The sequence below is a fragment of the Megasphaera sp. MJR8396C genome, assembly GCF_001546855.1.
In the GTDB taxonomy this organism is placed as follows: Bacteria; Bacillota; Negativicutes; order Veillonellales; family Megasphaeraceae; genus Megasphaera.
Map to the genome: position 1 here is coordinate 51,166 of NZ_KQ958161.1, position 13,303 is coordinate 64,468.

The window sequence follows — 13,303 nt, forward strand, 5'->3', positions numbered from 1 at the left end:
TAAGCACATTCTTCATTTTGATTCCTCCATGAGATAAGATGGGACTGTCGCAGCAGACAGTCCCCGGTTACTTAGTTTTACAATTGTTTCTTTATTTTATCAATCATATCTTCGTAGGCTGCATCTGTCAAGTAAACGCGATCGGGATTCATGGCAAAGGTGCTGTTCCATTCAAATTCATCTTTATACTTCGGAACCAAATGGATATGCAGATGATGTCCCGAATCAGCATATGCACCGTAGTTTACTTTATCCGGATGGAAGGCTGCGTGAATGGCCTTCGAAGCTCGTGCGACGTCGGCAAAAAAGGCGTTGCGTTCTTCATCGCTCAGTTCCGTCATTTCGCTGACATGATCTTTATAAGCGACGATGCAGCGGCCGGGATGGCTCTGTTCCTTGAATAAAACCAACATACTGACCGATAAATCACAGACGTAGATGCCAAATTTAGCCAGCGGTTCGCCTTTAACGCAGTAGCCGCAGTTCTGATCTTTCATGTGAAAGCCTCCTTATTCGATGGTACCGTGTTCCCATTTACCGTTATTCAAATCTTCGGCGATCTGTTTGAATTTATCATCGGTCAAGCCGTAGAAGAAATACAAGATGATAGCGGCAATGCCAAGAGCGACGCCGGGATACAAGGTCATAGCAGCTTTGATGCCAAGGAGTGTCATTTCGCTCTGTACAGCATTAGCAACGTAGCCCGTGAGGACCAGGATGCCGGAACTTACGACAGCAGCCAGTGCCTGTGCGATTTTACGCGAGAAGTTGAAAGCAGCATAGGTAATGCCTTCTTTACGAATACCATTGTGCCATTCACTGTAGTCGATGACGTCGGAAACGAAGGCCCAGGTAACACCATTCGGGATAGCCAGAGCCACGTAGCCGATGGTAACCAAAACGATGAACGAATAGATATTGGTCGGGATGACGAAGTTGAGCAAGTCAGCAGCGCAGCCGATGAGCAAGCCGCCGATAGCGGTCTTCTTTTTACCGAACTTTCTAACCAGTTTCGGAATGAGCAGGATACCGACAACGGAGCAGCCCATCATGATGCCGTTTACAATCGGCTGGAATCCCATGTAACCCAGGTTGTACTGGCAGAAGAAAATCATCATCTGGTTGTTGGTGTTCATGGCCGAAATGGTAAACAAGGTCATTAAAATGATGCATAAGAGCGGTTTGTTAGTAAATACGAGTTTAACATAGTCGGAAGCTTTGGCTTTCTGTTCGTTGGCCGTATTGCGCTTAACGGGAACGTGTTCACGGCAGTTAAGATAGCAAATCGCAAAGCCGATAACACCGACGATAGACATGACAACAGCAGCAATGAAGAAGCCGTGATGAGGCGAAGCGAACATCATGACGATCGGTACGAAAGCCATGCCGGTAATGAGCTGAGCCCCGATAGAACCGGCTTGACGCGTCGTAGCCATCTGGCTTCGTTCTTCAACGTCTCGAGTCATAACACTGGCCAGGGAGGAATAGGGAATGTTAGTAAACGAGTAAACGAGCCCCCAAGCCATGTAAGCACCGTAAGCAAAGACGATCTTACCCGTCGCCGATACTTCCGGCATCGTAAAGGTGATGACCGTCAAGATTGCCAGGATGACGGCAGAAAACATCATGACCGGGCGGAATTTACCGCGAGGACCGATGTTTTTGCGGCCGTCGATAACGGAACCGGCAATCGGATCCATAAAAGCGTCAAAGATTTTGGTAAAGGCGAAAATACCGGCAACAGCCGCAGCTGGGATCGTACAAACATCGATCCAGTATTTCGTCAAATAGGCCTGTCCGAGGTCAAACATAAAGCCATTGCCAAAATCACCAAATCCATAACAAATCTTTTCACGCCACGACAGCTTTACATGACCGTCTTTGGCGGACTGCCCTTCAACCGGAGAATTCTGCTTCGGCAGGGTTGCTTCTTGTGTGCTCATTGCACTCCCTCCTTATAAGGTAACACCGTTTTTAAATATAGCCAGTTCGTGTTTATCAAGGGCTTCCGATTTGGCCAAAACACGTCCAGACGCTACGTCAAGTATGAATTGGAACAGGCGGTCTGCGGCCGCTTCCCGCGATTCGCCTTCGGCAATCGTACCGGCATTGAAATCGATCCAATTTTTTTTGAATCCAGCAAGTTTGCTGTTGCTGGAAATCTTAATCGTCGGTACGGGGCAGGCAAAAGGCGTTCCGCGTCCCGTCGTAAATAAGACCATATGAGCACCGGCTGCCGCTAAGGCATTGGCTGCTACCAAGTCATTTCCAGGAGCCTGTAAGAGATTCAGTCCCTTCTTCGAAACCCGGTCGCCATAGGAAAGGACATCTTCGACCAAAGCCTGGCCGCCTTTCTGTACACATCCCAGTGATTTATCTTCCAGTGTCGTAATGCCGCCGGCTTTATTACCTGGTGACGGATTTTCATTGATCTTTTCGCCGTAGTTCATGAAATACTCTTTAAAATTGTTTACCAAGGCGACGGTCTTATCGAAGACTTCTTTATTCCGGGCGCGGTTCATGAGCAGTGTTTCAGCGCCGAACATTTCCGGAACTTCTGTCAGGATCGACGTGCCGCCAGCCGCAACCAGTCGGTTCGAAATCTCACCGACCAAGGGGTTGGCCGTGATCCCCGAAAAACCGTCGGATCCGCCACACTTGAGGCCGATGGTCAACAGCGCGGCATCACACGGTTCACGGTGGAAAGTATCAGCATAGCTGCAAAGTTCCTTAACGATCTCCGTTCCGGCTTCGATTTCGTCTTCCACTTCCTGACAGACGAGGAATTTGACACGATTCGGGTCATAGTCGCCGATGACTTCCTTCATCAGGCTGATCTGGTTGTTTTCACAGCCAAGGCTCAGTACCAGGACGGCACCGGCATTGGGATTGTGAATAAGACCACTTAATACCTTCTGGGTATGGAGCTGATCATCGCCGAGCTGAGAGCAGCCGTGGGGATGACTGTAGGAATAGATGCCGTCGATGTTATCCGTCTTATAGACCTGCGCTGCCGTTTCAATGGCCCGGGCAATATTATTAACACAGCCGACGGTCGGGATAATCCAAACTTCGTTGCGGATACCGGCCTGGCCGTCGGTCCGTTTATATCCGAGGAATTCGTATTTTTTTTCACTTTCCTTCGGCGGGCGCTGAGCCTTTTCCGGTTCGTAGGTATAATCCAGGAGATCGCCCAGTTTACTTTGGACGTTGTGGGTATGAACCCAGGATCCCTGAGGAATATCCACTTTGGCAGTCCCGATGGGGAAGCCGTATTTTACGACGTCTTCGCCTTTTTTGATTTCTTTAATGGCGATTTTATGGCCTGCCGGGATGTCCTGGCAGACGTTGAAGGTTTGACCGCCGACGGTAACGCTGCTGCCCTTGGCAACAGCGTCGACAGCAACGGCAACGTTATCATCAGCGTGTATTTGAAATACGTTCATCATAATCTCCTTATGCAGTCAATTCGGTAAGATGAGCTTTGACGCCGACCTCAGCCATCCGGTCCATGTGGGCCGTTACGGCATCTGCAAGGCCGTCAACAGCATTCAAATCTTCGCCCCACCAGTCAGTCTGTCCGAGGACAGCTTTGACGTAATCGGCCGTAGCCAGGGCTGCATGATCTTTAATGAAGGCCAATTTATCTTCATCATCGTGAATTTCATAGGTATTGCCGGTCCGAGACCCGATGAGGCACTGGTCGCCTTGTTCGCTCGTGCGATAGAAGGCCAGGAGTGCTGCCAGCGAATACGTCAGGAGCTTCGGCAGTTTGCCCGTTGCAGCCAGGCTGTCCTTAAAGGTCGGCAGGACGCGGGCTCTCCACTTGGAGATAGAGTTCAGGGCAATCGCCAGAAGGGCATGTTTTACAAAGGGGTTTTCGAATCGTTCGTAAACGGCCTGGGCAAAGGCAACGGCCTTTTCTTCCGGCAGGTCAACGGTCGGAACGATTTCACCGAAGACGGTCTGATCCAGCGCTTTGCGGATGATCGGGTCTTCCATGCACTGGCCGACATAATCGAGACCAGCGAGATAGGCACCGAGGACCATCGACGTGTGAGCGCCGTTCAGGATACGGACCTTCTGTTCCTTAAAGGCTTGAATGTGATCGGTAAATTCAACATGGAATTTACTCGAGTTTAATGGCAGGCGATCTGCCAGCGTGGAATCACCGATGACCCACTGGGAGAAGGGTTCCGCCTGATCGAGGAGGGCATCTTCATAGCCCAGTTCAGCCTGAATCTTATCAATGGAATCTTCGGGATAGCCGACGACGATGCGGTCGACGAGGGTATCGACGAACTTGCAACTCTGATTCAGCCAGTTGAGGAATCCTTGTTCAAGACCCCAGTTTTCTGCGTATTTCGTAACGCAGTCTTGAAGGAGCTTGCCATTGTTATCGTTCAATTCCGTCGGCAGCATGACAAGGCCTTTGTCCGAAGCACCTTTATAAAAGGTATATCTTTCATAGAGGAACTTGGTCAGTTTGGCCGGGAAGGTCGTCGGCGGGCAGTCTTCGAATTTATCGTTGGCATCACAGACAATACCGGCTTCCGTCGTATTGGACACGACGAATTCCAGAGCGTCTTCATGAGCTAAAGCGATGAAAGTGTCGTATTCATCACGAGCACTGACGACGGTCTTCACGGAGGTAATGACCCGGTTTTCTTTGCAGACTTTGCCGTGCTGCTGACCTCTCAAGCATACCGTAAAAATGTCATTTTGCTTCGAAAAGCGATCGGTCTTGCCCGAGCGGGGCATGACGACAGCCACGCTGCCGTCAAAGCCATTTTCCTCGTTAGCTATGTCGACGGCATAGTCGACAAAAGCACGCAGGAAATTACCTTCCCCAAACTGTAAGATCCGCACGGGATGCTGTTGTTTCTGATGGAATTCACTTACATTTTTCATCGTTTACCCTCATTTACATCTGAAATTGAAAATAGTTAGCTGCATTGTTGAAGCTGATATCTTCGACTAACTGGCGAAGTGCGTCTTCATCGTTCGGATATTCTCCGTTTTCTACGAGATTACCGATCCAGTTGCAGAGAATCCGGCGATAGTATTCATGACGTGCGTAGGACAAGAAGGAGCGGGAGTCCGTCAACATGCCCAAAATGTTGCCAAAGACAGATTCGTCGGCAATACCGGTCATCTGATCGATCATGCCCTGTTTCGTATCATTGAACCACCAAGGAGCGCCCTGCTGGACTTTGCCGCGAACTTCAGGACCCTGGAACGAACCGATAATGGTAGCAATCATAGCATTGTCATTAGGGTTGCCAGAGTAAAGGATCGTCTTCGGCAAAATATGGAGTTCATTGAGATGGTCTAAGAGAGCGATAAGGCCTTTGCAGCAGTTGCCTTCAGCAATGCTGTCATAACCGGTGTCAGGGCCGAGTTTGCGATACATTTCCGAATTTAGGTCGCGAAGGGTTGCAAAGTGGATCTGCATAGCCCAGCCGCGTTTGTAGTATTCACCGGCAAGGTAAGTCAGGACAGCCGTCTTATAAGCTTCCATTTCTTCTTTATTAATAGCTTCGCCTTTCAAAGCCTTGGCCATGATGGCATCGATCGTCTTTTCATCGGCTTCACGGCAGAAAACATATTCCAAAGCGTGGTCCGTAGCACGGCAGCCCATTTCTTCAAAGAAAGCGATTCGTTTATCCATGGCTTTGCGAAGGTCGGCAAAGTTTTTGATGTCTACTCCAGCAGCTTTGCCGAGGCGAGCCATGTAATCAGCATAACCGGCTTTATCGACGTTCAGCAGCTTGTCCGGACGCATAGCCGGATATACTTTTGCACTGCAGGTATTTTCATCTCTCAATTTTTTATGCCATTTCAAATCGTCTGCCGGATCATCGGTCGTGCAGATAACTTTGACATTGGACTGTTCAATCAAGCCCTGGACACCCATATCTTTTTCCTGAAGTTTCGCATTGCAGCGGTTGAAAATATCTTCAGCATTCTTTTCCGTCAGCGGTTCGGTGATTCCGAAATAGCGCTGTAATTCCAAATGACTCCAATGATAGAGGGGGTTGCCGATAGAACGAGAAAGCACTTTCGCATATTCAACAAATTTTTCCAAGTCCGTCGACGTTTCACCAGTGACTTTTTCTTCCGGCGTGCCGTTGGCACGAATGATGCGCCATTTGTAATGGTCACCGCCGAGCCATACTTCGGTAATGCTGCGGAAGTGATGATCTTCAGCGATTTCCTGCGGAGAGATGTGGCAATGATAGTCGATAATCGGCATCTTTGCTGCATAATCGTGGAATAAATGTTTTGCCGTATCCGTTTCCAGTAAGAAATCCTTGTCCATAAATTGTTTCATTTTATTTATCTCCTTCCAATACCCGGCGGTCCTACGCTGTCGGTCAACTGAAAAAAATATTGTAAGCTCTTACACTTATCTTCACAAGAAGAATATCATAGCATGACTTCAGTGTCAATGATATATGATTTTTCTGTATGGTTTTTGAAAAATTAAAGCTTTTCAATGCTTTTTTCTCATGTATTAGGCAGTTTCTATTTAAACGTAATACTAAATGCTTTAAATTCAAATAGGGCATCTCGATTTATGTCGGTTAAGCTCTTACATTATTTTTCCGTTCCCTCTTGATTTTTTAAGAAAGAAGTATGGTATAATGTAAGTAATCCAGATTTTTACATAAAGAGGATCGATTGCTATGAATATCACGATTTACGACATCGCTCAAAAATGCCATGTCTCCATCGCCACCGTCTCCCGCGTCCTCAACGGCAGCAGCCGGGTCAGCGAAAAAACACGGGCCAAGGTACTCAAGGTGATGAAAGAAATGGGCTATAAACCCAATCCGTTTGCTCGCGGCCTCGGCTTGGATTCAATGAAAATCATCGGCGTCATCTGTACCGACGTCGCCGATATTTTCTATGCCCACGCCGTATCCCTCTTAGAAGACGGTCTACGCAAACATCATTTTGACGTCATGCTGTCCAATACTGGCAGCGATACCGGCCATAACGGCAAGTACATCTCTGATATGGCTGGAAAACACGTCGATGCCATCATCACCATCGGCACTCCTTTTTCATCGGAGTCGGATGTCCGCCTACTCTGTGAAACAGCCCGTCAAATCCCGGTCATTACCATTAACAGCGACTACCATCAGCCACGGATGTACAGTGTCGTCTGTAATGAAAGAGACGGGATGAAGGATGTCGTCGCCGCCTTAGCCAACAAGGGGTGTCAGCATATCCTCTATATTTACAACTCCCTTACGTATAGTGGCCGCCACAAATTAGACGGCTTTCGCCAAGGCATCAAAGAATTGAACCTGCCTCACAAAGCTGAACTAATTCAGCAGACGCCACGAACCCTGACCGATACCGAAGCTTTGATTGACCGTCTAGTGGCCGGAAACGTTGACTTCGATGCCATCGTTACGTCAGACGATATCTTTGCCGTCGGAGCCCAGCGAGCCGCCTTGCGTCACGGTCTTGACATCCCCGTCATCGGCTGCAACAATTCGATCCTGGCTGAATGCGCCACCCCGACCCTTACTAGTTTAGACAATAAACTGACAAACTTATGCGCTGCCGCCGTCAACATCGTAACCGAGTTAACTACCAAGGGTGCTGATGCCGTTCCTATCCGGACGGAGTTCAACGCTGAACTCGTCGAGCGAGAAAGCTTTACAACATAAAAAAATTCCGTATACCAAGTATACGGAATTTTTTTATCCGAAGTATTCGGGATATTCTTTTTTCAATACCGCCACATCCCCCATGACCTTATTAATATGCTCGGTCATAATATCTTGAGCAGCTTTTACATTTTTATCAAAGACGGCCGAAACGATACCTTTATGCTGTTCATACAGGATCTTCATCTGTTCATCCGTATCACTGACGTTTAAAACGCGAGCCCGGACATAGTCAAGATTTGAATTCTGGACGATACGCCAAATATGAGGCATCCCACATCCTTCATAGAGCAGCGAATGAAGCGTATTATCACTCTTAAAAAAACTTTCAGCATCGCTGGCCTCTATAAATTTTCCCTGTTCAAAGATACAAAATTCCAGCTTCGTCTTCCAGGGATCTAAAAATTCCTGACAGGCCAGTTCCATAATTCCTCTTTCTAACGTCACCCGAAAAAATCGAAACTCGGCTAGCTGTTCGGTATGAATTTTTGATACAAACGTTCCTCGCTGAGGCAATACTTCCAGCAAGCCGCTTTGTGCCAGCCGGATGAAGGCTTCTCGAACCGGCGTCCGACTCACCTTCAAGATACCGGACAACTCCTGTTCCGACATAGCCGTTCCTGGCGGCAATTTTAAGGTCATGATATTTTGGTACAACACGCGATAAGCATATTCTCGCACCGTTTCATGAGGCTCTTTTTCTCTCAATTCCAACTTATCCATAGCCACTCCATCATTCCTAACGTCTATATTTTCCCATTCTCGATTTCATCTTACCACACTTTCAGCAGAAATAGTATAGTTGAATCACCGCTAGCCGCCATTGCTCCGCTAAAAGGCTTGTCCATAAACCCTCTCTCGATAAACAAATTTACTCCTGTTCACCCCAGATATTCCGCTATTTTACGCGCTATTATTTGATTACATAAGCGTTTTTAAACAATTTCCGTAAAGCCGTAAACCCTGCACCTACAGGGAGTTTCTGCCTATCAGCACAAAATGCGTTTCTCTCAACCGATTCTATCCATGGGCAGTATTCAAAGATAGGTCCGACTGATTCGAAAAGCCCCAATTCAGCCGCCATTAGCCGTCCCATCACGTTTCCATAGTAAGTACGCTCTTCATTCTAACTGCTCATCTAATTATAAAGGGAAAAAGGAGTATAATGCTATCGCATTATACTCTTTTTTTCGAGAATAGTTATTTACATAGCATCGTCCAAATCATGTCATATACCGCCGATATCTTCACGAATTTATCAGTCAAAGGTGAGCACAATTTTTAAAACCTTATCGGGATTTTCGTCATTATATTTGAAAGCTTTGGCGGCATCTGTAAAATGGAATGTATTGGTAACAATCGATTTAGGATCCACTTTTTTATTTTTAAACCAGTCGATAACTTCAGGGAACCGATGATTGTTAAGGCGCGTCCCAATAATTTTTAACTCTTTACTCATGATATCCACTTGGCGAATAGGAAATTCGACCGTAGAGAAACCTAATACGACGATACGCCCCGCTTGGCTCGGTAATTTCTGGATACAAGTTTGAAGAATATTGACGTTCCCCGTTGCTTCATAGATCAGGTTAAAGCCATCTCCATTAGTAAATGTTTTCATCGCATCAACCAGGTCCATGGTTTTACCATTAATCACCATATCTGCACCCAACTCTTTGGCTTTTTCAAGTCTTGATTCTACAATATCAAGAATAGCGACTTTTGCGCCTTTCATTTTAGCCACCTGTAAAATGATCAACCCAATGGGGCCGGCACCGCAGACAAGCACCGTATCATCACCGGTCAAGTCGCCTCTATGGGCAACCTGCGCGCCGATCGAAAAAGGTTCAACGGTAGCAGCAATTTCCCAAGGAAGATCCTTCGGAATTTGATTCAATTGTTCCTCATTAACGGCAACGTATTCCTGATAACCACCATCGCGATGTACCCCCATAACTTCCAAGGATTTGCAAACATTATGATGACCAATATTGCAGGCATAGCAATGGCCGCAGGAAACGACGGGGTCTACGGCAATGTGATCTCCTACCGTTGCGTTTTTTACATTTTTGCCGACCTTAACGACTTCGCCGACAAATTCATGACCTACGACACGAGGATAGGTAGCAAAGGCATTTTTCCCATGATAGATGCCTACATCAGAGCCGCAAATGCCCGCTGCTTTCACTTTAATTAATACCTGATCGTCTGTAATTTGAGGAATTTCACGTTCTACAAGAGTAATTTTTTCCGGTTCTTCGACAACAACAGCTTTCATGATAGATACCTCCTATAAAATAAATCCATTATAATTTCTTCATTTTACGTATTTAACTAAGGTGTTCCGTACAGCATGGGGGCCAGCAATGAGTTCCTTAAAATACCCTTCGATTTTTTGACCCAGTCCCACTTCATATAAGTCGCTACCAAAAATATCTTTATTCGACAAAATCGAAGTCAATTTTCCCTGCGCCGAAGAGAGATCTCCGAGAACAATGCCGGTCATATCCGACTGCAAATCTTTTAATAAGGGATCTGGACTGAGTTCAAAGGGCTTCCCTTCGTCATCAACAGCCAATAAATAGCGGCACCAACCAGCAATCGCCAAGGGAATAAATTCTAAGTCCTTTGCCTTGCTTCCATAGGCCTTAATCGTTTCGCCAAAACGGATGCCCACTTTCTGAGACGTATCCGAAGCGATTCTCTGTGGAGTATCCGGCAGGTTGCCATTCGTCAGCCGCTGTTCCAATACTTCTTTGATAAAATCCTTGGGATTTAAAACACCGGGATCGGTTACAACCGGCAGTCCTTCCTGATAACCGATTTTTTCAATCAGGCCTTTTATCTGTGCGTCTTTCATTTCATCGGCAATCAATGTATAGCCTAATAAGCAGCCGTATACAGCCATGGCCGTATGCAGGGGATTAAGACAGGTGCAAACCTTCATCCTTTCCACGCGATCAACCGTATCCCGATCGGTGAAAATAACCCCAGCCTCTTCCAAATGAGGTCTCCCATTGGGGAAGGTATCTTCGATAACTAAATACTGTGCATTTTCTGTATTTACAAAGGCCGCATATGCCCCTTTTTCCGTATGAATTAATTCCGTATCGCCAAATTCCAAATGCTTCAAATACTGCTGTACTTTTTCGGAAGACCTCGGAGTAATCTTATCGATCATGCTCCAAGGGAAGGTAACTTTCTGCTTATCACTGACGTAATCAACAAAACCCGATTCGACAACACCATTCGAGACCCATTCATGGGCAAAGGTTAAAACAGCTTCTTTAATCTTATCTCCATTGTGGGAGCAGTTATCCAAGCTTAAAAAGGCAAAGGGATAAGCGCCGGCTTTATAGCGGGTATATGCCAGAGCGGCAATGCAGCCCATCGAGCTCTTAGCTTTTTCAGGACCATTTTTCATATCTTCTGCAACAGCAGGGAAGAAATTACCGGCATAGTCTTTCAATTTATAGCCTTTTTCGGTAATCGTAAAGCTGGCAATCTGCAAAGATGGATTCGCAAAAATTTCATTCAGCCGCTTCCAGTCGCTGCTGAAATCAGGACGGCAAACGACGGATTCTACGACGGAACCTATGACTTCTTTTTCAAAGCGGCCGTCAGCATACATGGTAACGGCCAAACTTAAATTATTAAAGGGTCGATATACTTTTTCAATGACTTCTTCGTCATAAGTTTCTGCCGTGATGATCCCTGTTTTAGCGGCACCTTTATTCAATAACTGCTGCTGAAGGGCTGCAATAAAGGCTCGAAAGATGTTCCCACCGCCAAAGTGGACCCATTGCGGCGTTTGCTGCGTAGCTTCTTCAACCTGGGTGTCGTCATAAGAATACAACTTGATATCGGCCTTTTCCCATGCCGCCTTATCTTGTTTTAAGCTTTTTCGACTTAAATGGAGCATTCATAAAACCTCCTTTAAAACTGCCCGCACGTACGATTAATAGCATCCCATAAACCGCAAAGATAATTCGCGCCAAGGGCTCTGTCGTATAAGCCATAGCCAGGACGGCCTTCTTCCCCCCAAATCATGCGGCCGTGGTCGGGGCGGATAGGTCCTTCAAAGCCGATATCGTAAGCAGCTTTGATGATTTCATACATATCTAAATTACCAATTTGCGATTTATGAGCCACTTCATTGAATACCCACGGTTCATGAACCTGGATATTGCGGACATGCAAGAAGTTTACGCGGCCCATTTTCCCAAATTTACGAATGATGTGGGGAATATCATTCTGACGATTGGAACCGAGGGAACCGGTACAAATCGTAAATCCATTACTTTCACTGTCGACCATCTTAGCAATCTTCTCGAGGTCACTTTCGTTTTTGACGATACGGGGCAGACCAAAGACGGAAATAGGAGGATCATCGGGATGAATGCCCATTTTAATGCCGACTTCTTCAGCAACCGGTATGACAGCCTTGAGGAAGTATTCCAAGTTCTTGCGCAGGCCATCTTCATCCATGCCATCATACTGTTCAATGAGATGAGACAGAGCTTTCAACCGTTCCGGCTCCCACCCCGGAAGGACAAAGCCGTTGGTGTTGTCCAGAATTTCTCGAGCCATATCGTCAGGTGTTTTCCCGGCAATGAGATGGTAGTCATAAGCAAGAACGGTCGAGCCATCGTATAAGGGCTTCGCCAATTCCGTCCGTGTCCAGTCGAAGACGGGCATAAAATTATAGCAGACCATTTCAATACCCGCTTTGGCGGCATTGCGAAGAGATGTAATATAATTTTCAATATATTGGTCACGACTTGGCAGCCCTAACTTAATGTCTTCGTGGACATTTATGCTTTCCAAATCTTTGAATACCAAATTATGGGCTTCTGCCTGTTGTTTGATGTGAAGCAATGGTTCAACTGGCCATACTTCACCAACCGGAATATCGAATAAGGCTCCGACAATACCATCCATACCCGGGATTTGATCAATCTCCTGTAAGGTAATTTTGTCATCTTTTTCTCCGTACCAACGGAATGTCATTCTCATAGGTTAATTCCTCCCCCAAAATAAATATAAAATAAACTCTTTATTTTTATTGCGTTTTCATTTATCTTTGCCATGTCTACATACTACCATACTAGTATTCGTAATGCAATGTAGAATTGCCAAATTTGAATAAACAGAATGATTTTGATTTTAAGATGACTTTTATGCAATAATTTCCTAACCCTGTATAAAATACGCTCTGCGATTTCATATGAATCGTACAGGTTTATCATCGTTCGCAATAGCCAATAATAGTTTTCCCAAAGGGTCGACAGACGAAAAAAAAGTCCTCGAAGACGAAGCTTCGAGGACTGACATTTTTAACAGAAATAAATTACGCACGTACGGCTTTGACAGCCGCGATGAATTTCTTGGCCGTTTCCGTGATTTCAGCTGCCGTTTTTCCGCCGCCCGTCAGGGCTCCACCGGCTCCGACAGCGACGCAGCCAAGCTGTATCCATTCGCCGGCATTGTCGACGTTTACACCGCCCGTAGGCATGAGAGGGGCCTGCGGCAAGGGCCCGTGAATGGCTTTAATGGCCTTCATGCCCACAACTTCCCCCGGGAAGATCTTAACGACGTCTGCGCCGCATTCAAGGGCC

Annotated in this window: 10 protein-coding genes and 1 pseudogene; 1 reads left to right on the top strand and 10 read right to left on the bottom strand. The window is 46.4% G+C overall.

Annotation, left to right across the window (positions count from 1 at the left end; genetic code table 11):
• Positions 1–77 precede the first annotated feature (77 nt).
• The 5 genes from HMPREF3201_RS03485 to uxaC are packed head-to-tail and all read right to left on the bottom strand — an operon-like array spanning position 78 to position 6,334.
• Positions 78–497 (bottom strand): HIT family protein, encoded by a 420-nt coding sequence (locus HMPREF3201_RS03485; protein ID WP_062411757.1) that lies wholly within the window; start codon positions 495–497, stop codon positions 78–80.
• Positions 498–509: 12 nt separating this feature from the next.
• Entirely contained in the window at positions 510–1,943 is a 1,434-nt protein-coding gene (locus HMPREF3201_RS03490) for a glycoside-pentoside-hexuronide (GPH):cation symporter (protein WP_062411758.1), read from the bottom strand.
• Between the two features lie 12 nt (positions 1,944–1,955).
• Positions 1,956–3,446 (bottom strand): UxaA family hydrolase, encoded by a 1,491-nt coding sequence (locus HMPREF3201_RS03495; protein ID WP_082709387.1) that lies wholly within the window; start codon positions 3,444–3,446, stop codon positions 1,956–1,958.
• A gap of 10 nt (positions 3,447–3,456) precedes the next feature.
• Entirely contained in the window at positions 3,457–4,911 is a 1,455-nt protein-coding gene (locus HMPREF3201_RS03500) for a tagaturonate reductase (RefSeq protein WP_062411760.1), read from the bottom strand.
• 13 nt (positions 4,912–4,924) lie between these two features.
• Positions 4,925–6,334: a glucuronate isomerase gene (uxaC, locus tag HMPREF3201_RS03505; protein ID WP_062411761.1), complete on the bottom strand. Its 1,410-nt coding sequence runs from the start codon at positions 6,332–6,334 to the stop codon at positions 4,925–4,927.
• 355 nt (positions 6,335–6,689) lie between these two features.
• Between uxaC and HMPREF3201_RS03510 the strand changes: the two genes are divergently transcribed.
• Entirely contained in the window at positions 6,690–7,685 is a 996-nt protein-coding gene (locus HMPREF3201_RS03510; RefSeq protein ID WP_062411762.1) for a LacI family DNA-binding transcriptional regulator, read from the top strand.
• Between the two features lie 33 nt (positions 7,686–7,718).
• Here HMPREF3201_RS03510 and HMPREF3201_RS03515 read toward each other — a convergent pair whose 3' ends face one another.
• From HMPREF3201_RS03515 to HMPREF3201_RS03535, 5 genes and pseudogenes are all read right to left on the bottom strand, one after another.
• A complete protein-coding gene (locus HMPREF3201_RS03515) occupies positions 7,719–8,408 on the bottom strand; it encodes a GntR family transcriptional regulator (RefSeq protein WP_062411763.1) in 690 nt (229 codons plus the stop codon).
• Between the two features lie 535 nt (positions 8,409–8,943).
• On the bottom strand, positions 8,944–9,963 hold the full coding sequence (locus HMPREF3201_RS03520) for a zinc-binding alcohol dehydrogenase family protein (RefSeq protein ID WP_062411764.1): 1,020 nt from the start codon (positions 9,961–9,963) through the stop codon (positions 8,944–8,946).
• A 39-nt stretch (positions 9,964–10,002) separates the two neighbouring features.
• Positions 10,003–11,607 (bottom strand): mannitol dehydrogenase family protein, encoded by a 1,605-nt coding sequence (locus HMPREF3201_RS03525; protein WP_062411765.1) that lies wholly within the window; start codon positions 11,605–11,607, stop codon positions 10,003–10,005.
• A 14-nt stretch (positions 11,608–11,621) separates the two neighbouring features.
• Entirely contained in the window at positions 11,622–12,701 is a 1,080-nt protein-coding gene (gene uxuA / locus HMPREF3201_RS03530; protein ID WP_062411766.1) for a mannonate dehydratase, read from the bottom strand.
• A gap of 334 nt (positions 12,702–13,035) precedes the next feature.
• Positions 13,036–13,303 (bottom strand): annotated as a pseudogene (locus tag HMPREF3201_RS03535) (bifunctional 2-keto-4-hydroxyglutarate aldolase/2-keto-3-deoxy-6-phosphogluconate aldolase); the annotation flags it as partial.